Below are 17,201 nucleotides of genomic sequence, written 5' to 3' on the forward strand. Positions count from 1 at the left end.
TCAGCTTCCCTCGGATTCGCGCGCTTGGATCGCGCCTGCAACCTTCTCGTGGCCGGCAGCCCAGAGCGCGTGCTCGTCGCTGCCGTCGGTGTAGGGATTGGCCTCGGCCGGGATGTTGTCGCGCGCGGCGCGTTCGCCTTCTGCAAAAGGATCGGGATCGGTCATCGTGATTGAGCCTCCTCGCTTTCAAGCTGATGTGACGGCGTTTGTTCCGGAACCGGCCTTCGCCGCGGCGGTTGACCGGTAAAGGAGAAGTCTCATGGCCGCATCGCCTGCAACCGTCTCAATCAAGACCATGATGGTGATCTTCGCCCTTGCGGCGATGCCGGCCGTCGCGTTCGCGCAGGCGAGTGGCGGTTCTGCCGGATCGACCGGAGGCGCCGCGGGATCGGCGGGAGGCTCCGTCGGTTCGAGCGGAGGCGTCGCCAACTCGCCGGCTCCACCGCCCGGCACCAACAGCCTGGGTACGGCTCAGTCGTCCGGCCCGGGCTCCGGAGTTACGACCGGCAGCGGCACAGGCGGCGGCGCTGATGCCACCGTCAATGCCGAGAATCGGATGCTCGACAAGAAGCTCAAGAGCATCTGCCGCGGCTGCTGATGCTCGCGCGGAAGTGAGACAGCGTGGCTGTCCCGAATGCCCAAGTGACGTTAGCTTGACCCTGCTTTGAAGCGTGGAGCGTGTCCACGCGGAGGATCAAGTGATGTTACGTAGGATGATGATGGCGGCGCTGGCCGTCGCGGCAGTCGGGCTGTCGGCGCCGCAGGTGGCCCACGCAGGCGGATTCGGACATGGCGGCGGGGGACATGGCGGTTGGGGGCACGGCGGGGGCGGCTGGGGCCATGGCGGCCATTGGCACGGCGGCGGCTTCTGGCCAGGTGTCGCGATCGGGGCGGGCATCGCCGGTGCCGGCTACTACGGCGGTTATTACGGCTACGGCTACCCCTATTACGGCGGTCCCACCTATTATAGTACCGGCTACGGTGACTACAACGACGGTTATGGCGGCTGCTACGTGTCGCGCAAGCGCGTCATGACGCCAGCGGGCTGGCGTATCCGCCGCGTGGACGTCTGCGAGTAGGGGCCCACAAAAAACAAGGCCGTTGACGCAGTATACCGTCAACGACCTTGCCAGCCCCGGACATTGAAATCGGCTCACGCCATCCGGTAAGGGCGACCATCGCGCGGAATCATTCGCCTGAATGTGATCCAGTTCACAAGTCGCGAAAATAAAAGTTCCACCGCGTGGCGGACGCTCAGCCGCGCGAGCGCTTTCGCGCACTGGCTTGGACACGGTGCCGCGCCGGTTTCCTGCGGGTAACCGAGGGCGTTTCAACCTCGGTCGCCCGTGCGCTGGCGAACGATTGCCTTAAGCCGTCGATGGACTCGTTCAGCGATGCGACCTGTTCGGACAGGCGCTTGGTGTCGGCCTGCTGCGCCGCCATCAGCCGCTTCATCGTCTGGAGCTGGTCCTGCACGACCTGGAGCTGGTCGATCGATTCCTGCTGGGTCGCCTCCAGTCCCTTGGTCTTCTCGACCAGCTGCTCGGAGGCCTGGGCCGTGCGGGCCTGGAGCTGCCGCGATGCCACCACCCGGTCGGCTTCAGGAGCGGCGCCGGTATAGGCCCGCCAGATCGTGATCGAGGTAACCCCCGCGATCAGGAGCAGGAGCGCAGCGGCGGTCAGCGCGATGGGCTGGGCGCCAAGGCGAAGCAGGGGGTTCGACGGTGTGTCTTGGGCGAGATCGATCATCGCTGACAAAACCCAAATTGAAACTTGGTGAGTGGCGAAGACCGGCAACCAGAGGTCGCCGGGGCGTCCCGAAAGTGTTACGTTTCCGCAAGGAATGGGACCAAAAAGAGGCTAAGGGCCAAAAAACCAGGAATCAGCGGGCCTTGCGGCCTCCAAGGCTCCGCCCTGGCGCGGGAATCAAGGTTGAAGCGGCGCAAACGGCCCGGAATAGGTCTTCGCGCGCGGTGCCGCATAGGGTCCGAGCCGGGAGGTCTTCAGGCCCAGCCGCACCAGTGATTCCGCCAGCGTCACTGCTGCAGCGACGCCGTCGATCACGGGCAGGCCGTGAGCAGTGGCGAGCTCAGCGGCGAGATCGGCCATGCCGGCGCAGCCGAGCACGATGGCTTCCGCCCGGTCGTCGCGGATCGCGGCCGTGATCTCCGTGGAGATCTTTGCGAGCGCGTCCGTGTTGCGCTCCTCGAGCGCCAGCACCGGGACCTCGGCGGCGCGCACGCGGGCGCAGCGATCAGCGAGGCCGTATTTCCGCAGATTATGTTCGATCGGCACGATGGAGACACCGAGCGTCGTCACCACGGCAAAGCGCGCGGCGACCAGGCTCGCCATGTGAAAGCCGGCCTCTCCAATGCCGATCACCGGCACCTTGGCGACCGCCCGCGCAGCATCGAGGCCGGTGTCGTCGAAGCAGGCGATGATGTGGGCCTCCGCACCATCGCGGTCGGCCTCGCGGATGCAGCCGAGCATGCCGGGCACGGCGAAGGCTTCGTCGTAAAATCCCTCGATCGAGACCGGGCCCATCGTCGGCTGCCGCGCGTCGATCACGGTGCCGGGCAGGGCGACGCTGCGCGCTGCAGCGGCGATCTTCGCCGTCATCGTAACAGTGGTGTTGGGATTGACGATGTGCAGTCGCATTTCGATCAGACGAGTCCCTTCGCAGACAAGTCCCTTCTCAGACAAGGCCCTTGCCGGCGTCCGAACCCTTGGCCGCCTGCCGCTTGTTGAGCATGTGGATGGTGCCGAGCGCAAGCGTGATCACCGTGAACGAGACAGCCGAGATCACGGTGCCGAGCGCATAGATGTCGGGATTCGTCACGGTGGTGGTCAGGCCCTGCAGATCGAGCGGCAGCGTATTCACCGCCCCGATCGCCTGGCTGGAGCGGGCGAGCTCGTCCCAGGACAGCGTGAAGCCGAACAGGCCGATACCGATCACCGAAGGCAGGATGATCGGCAGCACGACATGGCGGAACGTCTGCCACGGCGTCGCCCCGAGATCGCGCGCGGCTTCCTCGAGGCGGGGATCGAAGCGGTTGAAGATCGCGAACATGATGAGCAGGCCGAACGGCAACGTCCAGGTCAGGTGTGCGCCGAGACCCGATGTGAGCAGGCCCATCGAGGTCTCGAAATTCTCGTTCCAATGCGCCTTGATCAGATCGTCGATGATGCGAAACTCAAGTGAGATGCCGAGCGAGGTGATGATCGAAGGCACGATCAGGCTCGCGATCGCCGAATAGAACAGAATGCTCTGCGCCCTGAACTTCCTGCGGAAGGCCATGCCGGCGGCGACCGACAGCACGACGGTGACGATCATCACGATCACGCCGAGCAGCAGCGAGCGGCGGAAAGCCGCGCCGAGATCGACGATGCCGGTGCCCTGGAACAGCTTTGCGATCCAGAAGGTCGACACGCCGTTCATCGGGAAGGTGAGGCCGCCCTGCGGCCCCTGGAACGACAGCACGTAGATCGCGATCATCGGCCCGTAGAGGAACAGCACATAGGCCGCGAAGAAGATCGCGAGCACGTAGAACGAACGCGGGCGTCCTTCCTTCATGCTCTAGAGCTCCTTCTTAATGTCGACGATGCGCGACATCATGGTGATGATCAGGAAGGTGATCGCGAGCAGGATCACGGCGTTGGCCGCGGCGGCCGGGAATTGCAGCGCGTTGACCCGCGTCTCGATGATCTTGCCGGCAGCTGCGATCTGCTGGCCGCCCATCACGCCGATGGTGATGAAGTCGCCCATCACGATGGTGATGACGAAGATCGAGCCGATGACGATGCCGGGCTTTGCCAGCGGAATGATGACGTTGACCAGCGTCTGAAAGCCGGTCGCGCCGGCGTCATAGGCGGCCTCGATCAGCGACTTGTCGATGCGGATCATCGAGTTGAAGATCGGCACCACCATGAAGAAGGTGAAGAGGTGCACCAGCGCCAGCACCACCGAGAATTCGGAGAACAGCAGCCATTCCAGCGGGTGGTTGATCAGGCCGGTCTTGACGAGGCCGGAATTGACGAGGCCGTTGCGCCCGAGCAGCGGGATCCAGGCGATCATGCGGATCACGTTGGAGGTCCAGAATGGGATCGTGCAGAGAAGCGACAATCCCATCTGCCAGGTCTTGGACTTGACGTGGAAGGCGAGGAAGTAGGCGACCCAGAAGCCGATGAACAGCGTGATCGCCCAGACCAGGAAGCAGAGCTTCAGCGTCATGACATAGGTTCGCCCGATCGTGCAGAGATCGGGCAGCTGCGCGATGCAGCCTTCGAACGTGTCGGTGTAACCGCGGCCGGAGAAGGCCGGCAGCAACTGGTATTCGTTGTAGTCCCAGAACGAGACGATGACGACGAACACCAGCGGAATGAGAAAGAAGGCGAGAAACACCAGCATCATCGGCCCGGCCTGAAGCCAGGACACGAAGGACGGCGACAGGCGCGTCGGCTTTGCGGCGCGCGCTGTGCCCGACCCCGGGATCAAGCCCGGGGACGCCTGTTGCAGAACTTCTTCCGACATGTCGGTTACGCTGCGATGAACTCGTTCCACTTGCGGACCATGTAGTCGTTCTCGTCCATCACCGCGTTCCAGCAGGCGACGCCGCCCATGCGGTCCTCATAGGAGCCGCCGTCACGCACGGCGCCTGCCTTTTCGAGCAGCGAGCCGTCGGGTGCCTTGATGTCCTTCTCGGCCGGCTTGCCTTCCATCCAATAGGCCCACTCGTAGGGCTCCATATGCGCCTTCGCGGTGGAGAGCACGGCGGAGTAGTAGCCCTGGCGGTTGAGATAGGCGCCGGCATAGCCGGACAGGAACCAGTTCACGAACTCATAAGCCCATTCGAGCTTCGCGCCCGACACGCCCTTGGAGACGCAGAAGCCCGAGGCCCAGGAGCGATAGCCTTCCTTCAGCGGCTGGAAGGTGCAGGCAATGCCCATCGAGCGGACCTTGGTCACTGCCGGCGACCACATCGACTGGATCACGGTTTCCCCTGATGCCATCAGGTTGACGCTCTCGTTGAAGTCTTTCCAGAACGCGCGGAACTGGCCGGCCTTCTTGGCCTCGGTCATCACCTTCATGGTGAGATCGATCTCTTCCTTGGTCATGTTGCCCTTGTCGGCGTATTTGTATTTGCCGGTGGCTTCCACGACCATTGCGGCGTCCATGATGCCGATCGAGGGGATGTTGAGGATCGAGGCCTTGCCCTTGAATTCGGGGTTGAGCAGCTCGGACCACGAGCTGATCGGACGCTTGATCAGGTCGGGGCGGATACCCAGCGTGTCGGCGTTGTAGACCGTCGGGATCAGCGTGACGAATTCAGTCGCCGACGTCGCGAACTTCTTGGAGTCCTTGCCTTCGAGATAGAGCACCTTCCAGGGCGCGGTGCCCTGGCCGCCGATCTTCTTGCCGCCGGGCGTCTCGCCCTTGGTGAAGACAGGCGTGATGTTGTCGAACTGTTTGATCTTCCTGGCGTCGAGCGCAAGGATGTTGCCCGACGGCACGATCTTCTTCAGCGAGAAATACTCGGTGTCCAGCACGTCGAAGGAGTTCGGCTGGGTCATCACGCGCTTGGTGACGTCGTCGGTGGTCGCGGTGATGTATTCGATCTTGATGCCGGTGTCCTTCAGGCACTGCTTGGAGATGTCGTCGCCCTCGTTCACGGCGGTGCCGAGATAGCGCAGCACCTTGGTCTCGGCCGACTTCACATAGGGAAAGCCGGTGATGGCGCCGGAGCCGGCGGCAAGGCCGGCCAGACTGGCGGTGCCCTTGAGCAGCGTGCGGCGGCTGACGCCCTTTGTCCTGATGGTCTCGCTCATGTCAGTCACTCCTCTGTTGCGCATTCCAGTGATCGATTGGCGCTATTGCAGGCGTTGCGCCTTGGCGGGATCCCAGGTGGCCAGCACGCGATCGCCCGGACGGAACGGGTGGACGTCGAAAGTGGCTTCGGGAACGTGGGAGAACAGGGCGGTGCCGTCGTCGAGCGTGAGCGAGACGGCGATGTAAGAGCCCTGGTACTCGGTCTGGATCAGCCGCGCCGGCGCGCCGAAGGCGCCGTCGGTGAACGGCGCGATGCCGAGCTGATCGGCCCGCACGGCGATCAGCTTGCCGGCGTCGCTGAGCACGTTGTGGCCGCCGATGAAGCGCGCCACGAATTCGGTGCGGGGATGGTGGAAGATGTCGCGCGCGGTGCCCTGCTGCTCGATCCGGCCGTGGTTCATCACCACGATATGGTCGGCGAGCGCCATCGCCTCTTCCTGGCCGTGGGTGACCTGGATGAAGCTGATGCCGAGCTCGCGCTGCAGCCGCTTCAATTCACCGCGCATCTTCACCCGCAGGAACGGATCGAGCGCGGAGAGGGGCTCGTCGAGCAGGAGGATCTGCGGCTCGGTGATCAGCGCGCGCGCGAGCGCAACGCGCTGCTGCTGGCCGCCGGAGAGCTGGGCCGGGAGACGGCCCGCATATTGGCTCATCGCGACCAGCTCGAGCAGTTCCCCGGCGCGCTTGTGCCGCGTCGGCTTGTCGACGCCGCGCATCTTCAGGGCGAAGGCGACGTTGTCGATCACGCTCAGATGCGGAAACAACGCGTAGGACTGGAACATCATCGCGGTGCCGCGTTCGGCCGGGGGCAGGTCGGTGACGTTCTGCGCGCCGAGGATGATGTCGCCCTCGCTGACCGCCTCGTGGCCCGCGATCATCCGCAGGGTCGAAGTCTTGCCGCAGCCGGACGGGCCGAGCAGGCAGCAATAGGTGCCGGCCGGGATCTTCAAATTGACGGTGTCGACCGCCAGCGTCGTGTCGTAGCGCTTGGTGACGGCGACCAGTTCGAGAGCGGCGGGAGTGGCCATGGCGTGTCCGAGGAGGGGCGGTGCTTCCGGCCTCTCTCCGCAAGGTCCGTGCCAACCAGCTTCGGTCCGCCGATTTCTCAAAACTGTGCAGCGGAGTCAGATCGTTAGATCGAATCCGGTGCATCCGGGCTGCCCGCCGCCTGCACGGTCATTTGCACACAAAATAGGCGAAGATTGTATAAAGTTTCGCCTGTGATTGGATACGGGTCGTCGACTAACATTCGAAAGCGAACGTCGTCGACCGAGTCCTCAAGCCCAACTCTCGAACCAATGGCCGCCAAGTCTCGCCCCAAATCCGACGCGCCAGACGCGAGCGATCGGGTCAGCCGCATCCGGGAGGGCGTAACCGCCGCGATCCTCGAGCATCGCCTGCTGCCGGGCACGAAGCTCGGCGAGGATGAGATCGGCGAGATCTACGGCGCGAGCCGCACCCTGGTCCGCACCGCGCTGCAGCAACTTGCGCATGAGGGCATCGTCAACATCGAGAAGAACCGCGGCGCGTTCGTCGCGCGCCCCACGCCCGCCGATGCTCGCGAGGTGTTCGAGGCGCGGCGCCTGATCGAGCCCACCATCGTCGATCACGCCATCGATGCGATGTCGCCGGCCTGGCTCGATCGTCTCCAGCAACATCTTACCGAGGAACGCGAGGCCGAGCTGCGCGGCGACGCGCGCGCCTCGGTTCGGCTTTCCGGTGAGTTTCACAAGCTCGTCGCCGAGATGAGCGGCCACAGTATCTATCTCGGCTTCCTCAAGGAGCTGATCGCGCGCTCCTCGCTCATCATCCTGCTGTACCGCCGCCACGACACGCCCGCTTGCGGCACCGATCATCACGCCGGCATCGTCGCCGCGATCCGCAAGCGCGACAAGCAGGCTGCGCGCGCGCAGATGCTCTCGCATCTGACCGAGATCGAGGACGAGCTGTTCCTGAAGGATCCCGCCGCCGACGAGCTGCGGCTTGCGGACGTGCTGGGCGTCTGATCCGCACCGATCGCTAGTGCCGGGAAGCGCCGCCAGGGCAGCGGTCCCGCGTCAATGGCTGAGTTCGCGTTCTGCGGCGAGCTGCCCGTCTGGGGTGATCTCGTACTCGCCGCCTCGCTTCGTCATCCATCCTGACCTGACCATCTCCCGTGCAAGCTGCACCGAGCAGATGGGATGGTTACCTCCTGGGTAATACAGCCTGTCATTTCGGACGAGCAAGTGACCGTACAGTTGGGCATGACGTAATGCCCTGCGCATCCCTGGTGATGGATCTTTCATGCCGGTTCAAGCGCGAGCGCGACGAATGTTCCTAATCAAACGCCGTGACTTTCGACGGCGTTTGCGCTCCGCAGGGCGGGTAGGAACTCGCGTTCTGCCCCATTGTTCTCTTTTTCGAAGGAGCAGCATCATGAACGTACGGGACGAGTACACGCGATCGCTCTGGATGGATGTTTCGGTCGCGGATGCCCCCGCGCTGTCGCGCACCGTGGGCGTCGACGTCGTTGTCATCGGCTCCGGAATAGCCGGGCTGTCGGTGGCTTATGAACTGGCCTGCCATGGACGTTCGGTCGCCGTGCTCGATCGCGGCGGCATTGGCAGCGGGATGACGGCGCGCACCACGGCGCATCTGGCGACGGCGCTCGACGATGGCTACGGCGAATTGGTCAGGGTCCGCGGCCCAGATTGTGCGCGGCACTATTATCAGAGCGTCGAAGCCGCAATCGACCGCGCCGAGGCCATTCAGCGCGACGAGCACATCGATTGCGATTTTCGGCGTGTCGACGGTTACTGGGTGCAGGCGCCCGAAACGCCAGCATCCGAGCTGGATGAGGAATTGGCTTGCTGTCGCAAGCTCGGGATCCCCGCCGAAAATTGCGCCGAGCCAACCGTATTCCATTCTGGGGGTCTGGTGCGCTCGTTGCGCTTTGCCCGCCAGGCGCGCCTGCACCCGACCAGATATCTTGCTGGCCTAGCCGGCGCCCTTCAGCGCCGCGGGGCGCAGCTCTATGCCGACACCTGCGTTGAAAGCATCCGGCAAGAGCGTGGCGACATGATCGTGACGACCGCCTCGGGCTACGAGGTCCACGCCGCCGATGTAGTCGTCGCGACGAATTCGCCGGTCAATGTGCAGGTGGCGATCCATACCAAGCAGGCGCCCTACCGCACTTATGCGCTCGCCGCCAAAATCCCGGCCGGCACACTGAAGGATGCGCTGTATTGGGACACGCTCGATCCCTATCACTATGTCAGGCTTCAACCGCTCTCTGCGGATGAGGATCTCGTCATCATCGGCGGCGAAGATCACAAGTCCGGTGAAGCGGACGACGGCGCACAGCGTCTTGCCGCGCTCGAACGCTGGGCGCGCGAGCGATTGCCGGCGCTGCGCGAGGTCACTCACCGATGGTCAGGTCAGGTGCTGGAGCCGAGCGATTTCGTCGGCTTCATTGGCCGCAGCCCTGGTGAGGAGCACCTCTTCATCGTCAGCGGAGACTCCGGACAGGGCATCACGAACGGGCTGGTGGCGGGCATGCTGATTGCGGATCTCGTCATGACCGGCGCGAGCCCGTGGGAGGAGGTCTACGCCCCGGCACGCAAGATTCAGAAGAACATCGGCGAATTCATCAGCGAGAACATCACGCCGCTGAAGAATTTCGCGGAGTATCTGACGGCGAGCGAGATCGCGGGCGTCGAATATCTTCGCCCCGGAGAGGGGCGCCTCGTCCGCAGCGGCCTGAAGAAGATCGCAGCATGCCGGGACCGGAACGGACATTTGCATCTGCATTCGGCAAGCTGCACCCATCTCGGCTGCGTCGTGCACTGGAATGCGCTCGAGCAATGTTGGGATTGCCCGTGTCACGGTTCGCAATTCGCCCCGGATGGCACCGCGCTCAACGGCCCTGCGGTGTCTCCGCTCGGCGACATCGACAAACCGGCCAATCTTGAAGCGGCAGAGTGAGGCGTGCGGACCTCGCGGACGCGCTGGGCGCGTTCCTGATTTCGCACGCGGCGATATCTCTTTGATTCAAATTGGAGCCCGACCGCGGCGACCTCTCGTCAATGCAGATGGCAGGACTGCATATTTGCCGCCGTGGCCAGTTGACGGCGGCCAGACGTCGGCGTCAAATGGCACGTAGAAGTTGCGTGCCTGCCATCACCCCCCTCGCGTAGCCCTGCACCTCAGCGGAGGCCGGCCATGTTGGGTTTGAGGATGCCGGCCAGAGTGTCCGGAATCGCCACGCTGCTTGCGGCCGTTGCAATGGTCCTCGGCAGCGCGTCCTCGGCGCCGGCCCAGCAGGACTCCGTCGTCCTGTTTCGCAACGTCCGGATATTCGACGGTAAGAGCGCCGCGCTGTCAGTCGCGTCCAACGTCCTGGTCAGAAATCGGAAGATCGAGAAGATCTCGACCGCGGACATCGCGGCCGCCGGTCAGGTGATCGACGGCGGCGGCCGCGTGCTCATGCCGGGACTGATCGATGCGCATTGGCACGCGATGCTGGTGCGCCCGACGCCGATGGCCGCGCTTGCGGGCGATATCGGCTATAACAACCTGCTCGCCGCCAGCGAGGCGACGGCCACGCTGATGCGCGGCTTCACCACCGTGCGCGACATGGGCGGGCCGAGCTTCGGCCTCAAGCAGGCCATCGACGAGGACCTCGTCGCAGGTCCCCGCATCTATCCCTCCGGCGCCATAATCACCGTCACCAGCGGTCACGGCGACTTCCGCCAGCTCTCCGATCTGCCGCGAACCATCGGCGGCATGCTCAGCCGCATGGAGCGGATCGGCGGCAGTATGGTGGCCGACAGTCCGGACGAGGTGCGTGTGCGCGCGCGCGAGCAGCTCATGCAAGGGGCCTCGCAGGTCAAGCTCACCGCAGGCGGCGGCGTTGCATCGCCCTTCAGCCCGCTCGACGTCTCCACCTTCACCGAGCCCGAGCTGCGCGCGGCGGTCGAAGCCGCCGACAATTGGGGCACCTATGTTGCTACGCACGCCTATACATCGGTCGCGATCCAGCGCTCGGTCGCGGCCGGCGTCAGATGCATCGAGCATGGTCATCTCATGGACGAGGCGAGCGCAAAGCTGATTGCGGAGAAGGGGATCTGGTTGAGCACGCAACCGTTCCTGGATATCTCCGGTGCAGCCGCGCTCGGACCTGCGGAGCAGGACAAGATGAGGCAGGTGGTCGCCGGAACCGACCGCGTCTATGCGCTCGCGAAGAAGTACGGCATCAAGACCGCGTTCGGCACCGACGTCCTGTTCTCGCAGGCGCTGGCGGATCGACAGGGCGCCATGCTGGCCGCGCTCACGCGCTGGTACACATCGGCCGAAGCGTTGGCCATGGCGACGTCGGCCAATGCCGAATTGCTGAGCCTGTCGGGTCCGCGAAATCCCTATCCGGGCAAGCTCGGCGTGGTCGAGGAGGGCGCGTTCGCCGATCTCCTGCTGGTCGACGGCAATCCGCTCGACAACATCAAGCTCATCGAAGATCCCGCGAAGAATTTTGTGGTGATCATGAAGGGCGGCAAGGTCTACAAGAACATCCTCGCACGCTGACAAGCGCGTACGTCGATCACATCTTGCACCTGCCAGACATGAGGTGGCGGGATCGCTCCTAGGGGCGATCCTCCGCAACCAGCCTGCTGCGCCGCGAACCGGCCGCGATCTCCGGACCGCGGCAGACCGCCCAGGGCTTGTCATAATTCCCGGCCTGTCATCGGAAGCGTCTCCAGAACCAGGAAGAATTTTTCGGCTAGCATGAGTCAAACTCGCTGATGCGTTCGTTTCGGTTTCGAGAACAGCGAATTTCGCTCGTCAAATCGATCACTTGCTGCGCTCGCGGGCAATTTCGTTCGTAATGGCACGCCGAATTGTGACAAGCCTTGCAGGATTTCTGCGTCTGGCACGTCGTGTCGATGATCAGGCAGCGCGACTACGTGACTATTCCTCGCCGGCCTGACGGGCTATATGCTGTCGTCCTGTCATTAAACTGTCATGTCATCGTAAATGCTGAAATCGGACCCAACACCGGCTCGCAAAACCCCGAGTGCGCCGGACGGAAATCCTGTTCCGAAGGACAACAAGAGGACGCAAGTCGTCGCGGGCTTTCTCAGGCAGATTGAACCGGCCGAGCCCGGCGCGGAACCTGCGATCGTCGAGGGCGCTGTGAGTGATCAGACGCCATCGCAAGATGCCCCGCCTGCTCCGGAACCAACTCGGTCGAGCTTTGCCGCACATCCCCATGAAATCGAGCTCAAGCTGCTCGTCGATGCCGATCGCATGGCGCATTTCAACGTCGCGCCGGTCATCGCGGCAAATGCGCGCAACAAGGGCTCGCGAAAACACCTCAAATCCGTCTACTATGACACGCCCGATCGGATGCTTCGGCGCAACGGCCTGAGCCTGCGCGTTCGCCAGATCGGCGCGCGCTTCGTGCAGACCGTGAAGACCGATGCAGCGGACGATCCGCTGCGCCGCGGCGAGTGGGAGACGGGCGTGGCCTCGCTTGCGCCCGATCTCGCTCTGGCGATGCCTTTCATTCCGGAGAAGCTTCGCAGCCATCTCGAAGCGCAGCCGCTCGAAGCCGTCTTCACCGCCGACGTCCACCGTCACGCGCGGATGATCGACCTGCCGTCCGGCACCGTTGAAGTTGCGTTCGATCATGGCGTGCTGACGGCAAGTGATCGATCGCTGCCGGTGAGCGAGATCGAGCTGGAGCTCAAGAGCGGCAGCGCGAGCACGATCTACGAGGTCGCGTTGCGGCTTGCCGAGCACGGCGCAGTGAAGCCGTCCATCCGCAGCAAGTCGGCGCGCGGCTTCGACCTTGCCGCGGGCGTGCCGCCCTCGGCACGACGCCCGCGAAAACTTCGCCTCGATCCGTCGGTGATGCTCGACGAAGCCTTCGCGACGATCCTGCGCTCGTGCTTCCTGCATCTGCTTCAGTCGCTGTCGGCGGCCGAGGACGGGCGCAATCCGGAAGGAGTGCATCAGCTGCGCGTCTCGCTGCGCCGGATTCGATCGGCGCTCGACCTGATGCGCTCGGTCGGCGCGCTCAGCAATCTCGACGCACTGCGGTCGGAGGCGCGCTGGCTGGCGCGAGACCTGTCCGCCGCACGCGACTGGGATGTGTTCCAGCGCGAGACCTTGCCGACGATCGCGAAGGCTTGCCCTTCAATCGCAGGCTTCGATGCGCTCGGCCGGGCTGCGGCCGGGCGCCAGTCCGACGCCTATCGCAAGGCCCATCACGCGCTCGACGATCGCCGCTGTGCCATGTTCCTGATCGGCCTCGGCAACTGGATCGAGACACGAGGCTGGCGCAACGACGTCGCCGCCGAAGATCTCGGCCGGCTCGCCGAGCCCGCCGTCAACTTCGCGCAGCGCATTCTGTCGGAGCAGTACGCCAAGGTGCTCAAGCGCGGCCGCCGCTTCAAGTCGCTCACGATGGAGGAGCTGCACCGGGTGCGACTCTCGACGAAGCGGCTGCGTTATCTCAGCGAGTTCCTGCTGCCGCTGTTTGCCGATCGCAAGTCCGCGAGGAAATTTGCCCGCAGACTCGCTGGCCTGCAGGAGGAGCTCGGCACCTACAACGACATGGCGGTCACGGCTTCGCTGCTCGACGGGCTTGGAGCCGAGCCCGACAGCGCCATCGCCGCCGCCGCGATCGCCGGCTGGCAGGCGCGTGCATCGATCGGCATCAAGCCCGCCTTGCAAGGCACGTGGCGCGATTTCACCGCCGCGCGCGTGCCTTGGTCCTCACAGGGCTGATCACGCATCCCCCAAAAAGTTGCGGCCAGCCATTGGGGGATGGCTGGCCGCGCGCGAACCGGTCTGGGACGGGGAGGGGTGGGGATGTGACCGGGTCGCGTAACTCCTTGTCTCGTTCTTAATCTCTGGCGCTGGCGGTGGAGACCGCCGGCTTGGTATCGCCCAGCGAGACCCAGACGTTGGGATCGCTCTGCGACTGGCGCTTGACGAAGCGGTAGCCGGTTTCCGTCCAGGCAACGACGTTCTCGTTCTGATTGTCGAGAACGAACTCGCCCTTGTCGGTCTTCACCGTCAGCACCGCGTGTCCTTCGCCCTTCTTGTCGCGCACGACGGTGATCAGCAGGGCCTGGCGCGGCCATCCGGCATCGATCAGCATCTTGCGCTTCAACAACACGTAGTCTTCGCAGTCGCCGTAACCGTCGGTCGGCAGCGACCATTTCTCGATCACGCCCCAGTGCTCCTGGTCGGTCAAAGGCTTGACGGTCTCGTTGACCCAGCGATTGACCTTGACGAGGTCGCGCCATGCGGCCTGCGACATCACGATGTCGCGCGGCTGTGCCGGCGTGCCCTGGCACTGAGCGGTATTGTCCGCGCAGAACTCGACCCAGCCGATCGGCGCACGCGTGGTGTCACCGAGGCTCGCGTAGAGCAGACGGCTCTCGCCGGCCTGCGCTGCCGCGCTGATCCCGAAGAGCATGGCAGCCAGCGCCAGCCCTTTCCCCTGTCCCTTGAAGTCAAACATTGCGGCCCCCGTTTCTTGTTGGGACCACATTTCGCATGGAGCTTTTGAGTTGCCGCTAAGTCAACCAAGTCAAGTCGAGACGAATACAAGTAAAAGGCGCGGCGAATTCGATCTATTCTTGAATCGAATTCTCATAAAATTTGAAACAACTGCAATTGATTCAAGTTTTATCGATTAACGTGGAAACGCTGGCGGAACCGCCAGTTCAACGTGCAAACGGGCCGCCCGTTAACCGGCGCGAGGCCCATGATCACGCGCGAAATAGGCGGCGTCCGCATTGCGGAGGCCGCCTTCGGGGCTGGAAATACAGGGGTTTTGGCGTCCTTGCGCTTTACCGCGCGGTAACGCTCTCTTCGAGTGTCTCGATCGGCTGCGCGTGGACGAACTCCAGCGCGAAGCCGTCTTCGAGGTTTCGGACCACGCGGCCCTGGACCCGGCCGAGCATGACCGTCGATTTCAGCGGCGGCCGGTTCTCCGCGGCGATGGCAGCACCGGACAAGGAAAGGTCGATGATGCGGCAGGTCATCTTGGTGCCGTCCTCGAGCGTCAGCACCGCGATCGGGTTGCGCGGCACGATACGGTCGTGGCGGCGGTCCTCCGGCAGATTGAGGATGTCGCGGTTGGCGAGCCAGGTCAGCTGCGCCGCGAGCTTGTCGCGCTTCCTGGGCGTCGCCCCGATCGTCATGGCGAAGCCATTGTCGATGATGCGGGTGATCTTGCCCTCGACGCGGCCGATATGGTCGAGATAGGCGACGACGCGGTCGCCGACATTGCCGATGCCGGGGGCGAGCAGCGCCAGGCCGCCCGGCGACATGTTAATCACCTGGCAGGGGAATTCGCGGCGGTCCGGCAGCATGTAGCGGCCGAGCAGGTGCACCTTCACCCGCTGAAAACGCCGACGCTCTTCGGCGGCAGGAAGAAATTTTTTGTTCGCCAACGCCATTTTCAACACCCGACCCCCCGCCCGGGCGGAGTCCGGGACGACCCTAAGGTGCATAGGGTTAATGCCGCGTTAGGATCGGGCGCGGCGGTAACGGACAGACACAATGCGTTCGGAAAGCCACACCCGGAGGGGGGCTCAAGCCGGCCTCGTCGCCCGCCGCTGCAGCAGGAGCAGCAGCGCCAGCAGCACCGCGGCGGACAGCCCGAGCGACCAGTGAATGCCGATCGCCGCGCCAAACAGCCCGACGGTGATGCCGCTGAACGCCCGCATCCCGAGCCCCGCCATATTATAAAGACCGACGACGCGGCCGCGAATGTCGTGCGGGGCATTCAGCTGCACCAGGGCCTGCGCCATGGTGTTGAACGACAGCTCGAAAAAGCCGGCGCAGAACAGCAGCACGATCGCAACCGGGTAGATCCGCACTGTGGCGAAGCCGAGCAGCGCCACGCTCCAGAGCATGGCCAGCAGGATCGCGGTGCGCGGCGTGCCTTTCAATCGTCCCCAGGACTCCAGCGCGATAGCGGCGAGCACCGCGCCGGCCGCATCGGCCGCGAGCAGCACGCTGTAGGAGACGCCGGGATCGCCATGGCCGAGATCGCCGGCAAAGCCCGGCATCTGGGCGTGATAGGCATTGCCGATCATGAAGGAGGTGAGGCCGGCGAGCCAGGTCATCGCGGTCAGGGTCGGCTGGGTACCGATGGCGCGGATGGTCGACACGATGTCGGCAAGGCCGCGCACCGCGAAGCGCCGCACCGCCACGCTGTTGTCGCGCACCGGCGCCCAGAACAGCCAGAGCAGCATCGGCAGATAGAACAGCGTGTTGAAGATGATGCCGTGCGAGGTGCCCAGCGTCAGCATGATGATTCCGCCGACGGCAGGCCCGACCAGAATGCCGAGATAGCGCGCCATCGCGTTCAGCCGCACCGCGCTCGGCAGGTCGGCGGGGCCGACGAGGTCGTAGAGCAGCAGCTGGTTCGGCGTCTGCCACAACACGCCGGCGCAGCCATGGATCACCAGCAGCAGCATCGCGTGCCACATCTGGATCGTATCGGTGATGAAGAAGAAGCCGCATCCGCTCGATGCCACGATGAACAGCAGCATGCCGCACTGGATGATGCGGCGTGGATCGAACCGGTCGGCAAGCCCGCCGACGGCGACCGAGAACAGCAGGAACGGCAGCCAGTGCGACAGCACGGCAAAACCCGCCAGCGCCGGCGAATGGAATTTCTGGAACACCACCCAATAGCTGATCACATGCTCGATGTTGTCAGCCATCATCGCCAGCACGTAGGCGATGAACTGGAGCCGGTACGGCACCGACTTCATCGCCGCGAACGAGCCGGACGCAGCCACGGGATTTTGGGGGAGGAGGTTCAAGGGGGCACCTGGGTGGGATTCAATTCGTCCCTACACGGTCGCAAGTAAGGGCTCAAGACTTCGACGCGCACGAAGAGCTGCCATGCACCGTCGCGGCACACTCCACCGTCATCCTTGTAAGTCTCGAATCGCTGGATCGGATAGAGTATCCGGTGCGGTAACGGACGGGAGACCGCTTCATCCAAGGGCTTTGAAGCCCGCACCTCAGCGCGGCGCCCCGTCCGTTGTTCCATTGAACCCGAACAGTCGCGAGGGCCGCCTGGCGAGCCCGGTTGCGCAAGGATGGGTGCAGATGGACGCGATCTATGTTGGCATCGATGTATCGAAGGACCGGTTGGACGTTCATATGCGTCCGAGCGGAGAAGCATTTGCCGTCGGGCGCGACGGCAAGGGCTTGGAAGACCTTGTTGCGCGGCTTGTGGCCTGTCCGCCGACCCTGATCGGGGTGGAGGCGACTGGCGGCTTCGAGACAGTCGTCGCTGCGGCGCTGACCGGAGCGCAACTGCCGCTGGTAGTGATCAATCCGGCTCAGATCCGTCACTTCG

General features: G+C 64.2%; 17 protein-coding genes. 7 read left to right on the forward strand and 10 right to left on the reverse strand.

Features of this window, described 5'->3' with window-relative positions:
- Positions 1 to 165, reverse strand: a complete 165-nt coding sequence (locus tag GA0061098_RS45380; RefSeq protein WP_165637842.1) for a hypothetical protein — start codon at positions 163 to 165, stop codon at positions 1 to 3.
- A gap of 94 nt (positions 166 to 259) precedes the next feature.
- Between GA0061098_RS45380 and GA0061098_RS37095 the strand changes: the two genes are divergently transcribed.
- Positions 260 to 598, forward strand: coding sequence for a hypothetical protein (locus tag GA0061098_RS37095; RefSeq protein WP_091966286.1), 339 nt, complete (start codon positions 260 to 262; stop codon positions 596 to 598).
- A 103-nt stretch (positions 599 to 701) separates the two neighbouring features.
- Entirely contained in the window at positions 702 to 1,079 is a 378-nt protein-coding gene (locus GA0061098_RS37100) for a hypothetical protein (RefSeq protein ID WP_091966287.1), read from the forward strand.
- Positions 1,080 to 1,254: 175 nt separating this feature from the next.
- Here GA0061098_RS37100 and GA0061098_RS37105 read toward each other — a convergent pair whose 3' ends face one another.
- The 6 genes from GA0061098_RS37105 to GA0061098_RS37130 all read right to left on the reverse strand — a co-directional run bounded on the left by GA0061098_RS37105 (position 1,255) and on the right by GA0061098_RS37130 (position 6,855).
- Positions 1,255 to 1,749 (reverse strand): hypothetical protein, encoded by a 495-nt coding sequence (locus GA0061098_RS37105; RefSeq protein ID WP_091966288.1) that lies wholly within the window; start codon positions 1,747 to 1,749, stop codon positions 1,255 to 1,257.
- A gap of 177 nt (positions 1,750 to 1,926) precedes the next feature.
- A complete protein-coding gene (locus GA0061098_RS37110) occupies positions 1,927 to 2,658 on the reverse strand; it encodes an aspartate/glutamate racemase family protein (protein WP_091966289.1) in 732 nt (243 codons plus the stop codon).
- Between the two features lie 37 nt (positions 2,659 to 2,695).
- On the reverse strand, positions 2,696 to 3,574 hold the full coding sequence (locus GA0061098_RS37115) for an ABC transporter permease (protein WP_091966290.1): 879 nt from the start codon (positions 3,572 to 3,574) through the stop codon (positions 2,696 to 2,698).
- Positions 3,575 to 3,577: 3 nt separating this feature from the next.
- A complete protein-coding gene (locus tag GA0061098_RS37120; RefSeq protein WP_091966291.1) occupies positions 3,578 to 4,531 on the reverse strand; it encodes an ABC transporter permease in 954 nt (317 codons plus the stop codon).
- A 5-nt stretch (positions 4,532 to 4,536) separates the two neighbouring features.
- Entirely contained in the window at positions 4,537 to 5,826 is a 1,290-nt protein-coding gene (locus GA0061098_RS37125) for an ABC transporter substrate-binding protein (RefSeq protein WP_165637843.1), read from the reverse strand.
- Between the two features lie 42 nt (positions 5,827 to 5,868).
- Complete coding sequence (locus GA0061098_RS37130) at positions 5,869 to 6,855, reverse strand: ABC transporter ATP-binding protein (RefSeq protein ID WP_091966293.1); 987 nt, start codon at positions 6,853 to 6,855, stop codon at positions 5,869 to 5,871.
- A gap of 270 nt (positions 6,856 to 7,125) precedes the next feature.
- Here GA0061098_RS37130 and GA0061098_RS37135 point away from each other — a divergent pair, with 270 nt between their 5' ends.
- The 4 genes from GA0061098_RS37135 (at position 7,126) to GA0061098_RS37155 (ending at position 13,594) form a co-directional block, all read left to right on the forward strand.
- Entirely contained in the window at positions 7,126 to 7,833 is a 708-nt protein-coding gene (locus GA0061098_RS37135) for a GntR family transcriptional regulator (RefSeq protein ID WP_091966294.1), read from the forward strand.
- 409 nt (positions 7,834 to 8,242) lie between these two features.
- Positions 8,243 to 9,790, forward strand: a complete 1,548-nt coding sequence (locus tag GA0061098_RS37145; RefSeq protein ID WP_165637844.1) for an FAD-dependent oxidoreductase — start codon at positions 8,243 to 8,245, stop codon at positions 9,788 to 9,790.
- A gap of 237 nt (positions 9,791 to 10,027) precedes the next feature.
- On the forward strand, positions 10,028 to 11,386 hold the full coding sequence (locus GA0061098_RS37150; protein WP_091966297.1) for a metal-dependent hydrolase family protein: 1,359 nt from the start codon (positions 10,028 to 10,030) through the stop codon (positions 11,384 to 11,386).
- Between the two features lie 450 nt (positions 11,387 to 11,836).
- Positions 11,837 to 13,594: a CYTH and CHAD domain-containing protein gene (locus GA0061098_RS37155; protein WP_091966298.1), complete on the forward strand. Its 1,758-nt coding sequence runs from the start codon at positions 11,837 to 11,839 to the stop codon at positions 13,592 to 13,594.
- A 118-nt stretch (positions 13,595 to 13,712) separates the two neighbouring features.
- On the opposite strand, the gene GA0061098_RS37160 is transcribed toward GA0061098_RS37155, so the two are convergent.
- From GA0061098_RS37160 to GA0061098_RS37170, 3 genes are all read right to left on the reverse strand, one after another.
- Positions 13,713 to 14,336 (reverse strand): transglutaminase-like cysteine peptidase, encoded by a 624-nt coding sequence (locus tag GA0061098_RS37160; protein WP_028141141.1) that lies wholly within the window; start codon positions 14,334 to 14,336, stop codon positions 13,713 to 13,715.
- A 331-nt stretch (positions 14,337 to 14,667) separates the two neighbouring features.
- A complete protein-coding gene (locus tag GA0061098_RS37165; protein ID WP_026202686.1) occupies positions 14,668 to 15,279 on the reverse strand; it encodes a PilZ domain-containing protein in 612 nt (203 codons plus the stop codon).
- 135 nt (positions 15,280 to 15,414) lie between these two features.
- The gene (locus tag GA0061098_RS37170; protein WP_283808030.1) at positions 15,415 to 16,656 is read right to left on the reverse strand and encodes an MFS transporter; all 1,242 of its coding nucleotides are present in this window, start codon (positions 16,654 to 16,656) and stop codon (positions 15,415 to 15,417) included.
- A gap of 292 nt (positions 16,657 to 16,948) precedes the next feature.
- Here GA0061098_RS37170 and GA0061098_RS37175 point away from each other — a divergent pair.
- Positions 16,949 to 17,201 (forward strand): IS110 family transposase (locus GA0061098_RS37175; RefSeq protein ID WP_165637845.1); only part of this gene is annotated, 253 nt, incomplete at its 3' end.

It is taken from the genome of Bradyrhizobium shewense (genome assembly GCF_900094605.1).
GTDB lineage: Bacteria > Pseudomonadota > Alphaproteobacteria > Rhizobiales > Xanthobacteraceae > Bradyrhizobium > Bradyrhizobium shewense.

Bases quoted from the DNA above. Each gene is read 5' to 3' on its own strand.
- GA0061098_RS37100 (WP_091966287.1), top strand. From the start codon at position 702: ATGTTACGTAGGATGATGATGGCGGCGCTGGCCGTCGCGGCAGTCGGG.
- GA0061098_RS37105 (WP_091966288.1), bottom strand. From the start codon at position 1,749: ATGATCGATCTCGCCCAAGACACACCGTCGAACCCCCTGCTTCGCCTT.
- GA0061098_RS37110 (WP_091966289.1), bottom strand. From the start codon at position 2,658: ATGCGACTGCACATCGTCAATCCCAACACCACTGTTACGATGACGGCG.
- GA0061098_RS45380 (WP_165637842.1), bottom strand. From the start codon at position 165: ATGACCGATCCCGATCCTTTTGCAGAAGGCGAACGCGCCGCGCGCGAC.
- GA0061098_RS37160 (WP_028141141.1), bottom strand. From the start codon at position 14,336: ATGTTTGACTTCAAGGGACAGGGGAAAGGGCTGGCGCTGGCTGCCATG.
- GA0061098_RS37120 (WP_091966291.1), bottom strand. From the start codon at position 4,531: ATGTCGGAAGAAGTTCTGCAACAGGCGTCCCCGGGCTTGATCCCGGGG.
- GA0061098_RS37165 (WP_026202686.1), bottom strand. From the start codon at position 15,279: ATGGCGTTGGCGAACAAAAAATTTCTTCCTGCCGCCGAAGAGCGTCGG.
- GA0061098_RS37145 (WP_165637844.1), top strand. From the start codon at position 8,243: ATGAACGTACGGGACGAGTACACGCGATCGCTCTGGATGGATGTTTCG.
- GA0061098_RS37095 (WP_091966286.1), top strand. From the start codon at position 260: ATGGCCGCATCGCCTGCAACCGTCTCAATCAAGACCATGATGGTGATC.
- GA0061098_RS37135 (WP_091966294.1), top strand. From the start codon at position 7,126: ATGGCCGCCAAGTCTCGCCCCAAATCCGACGCGCCAGACGCGAGCGAT.
- GA0061098_RS37115 (WP_091966290.1), bottom strand. From the start codon at position 3,574: ATGAAGGAAGGACGCCCGCGTTCGTTCTACGTGCTCGCGATCTTCTTC.
- GA0061098_RS37155 (WP_091966298.1), top strand. From the start codon at position 11,837: ATGCTGAAATCGGACCCAACACCGGCTCGCAAAACCCCGAGTGCGCCG.
- GA0061098_RS37150 (WP_091966297.1), top strand. From the start codon at position 10,028: ATGTTGGGTTTGAGGATGCCGGCCAGAGTGTCCGGAATCGCCACGCTG.
- GA0061098_RS37130 (WP_091966293.1), bottom strand. From the start codon at position 6,855: ATGGCCACTCCCGCCGCTCTCGAACTGGTCGCCGTCACCAAGCGCTAC.
- GA0061098_RS37125 (WP_165637843.1), bottom strand. From the start codon at position 5,826: ATGAGCGAGACCATCAGGACAAAGGGCGTCAGCCGCCGCACGCTGCTC.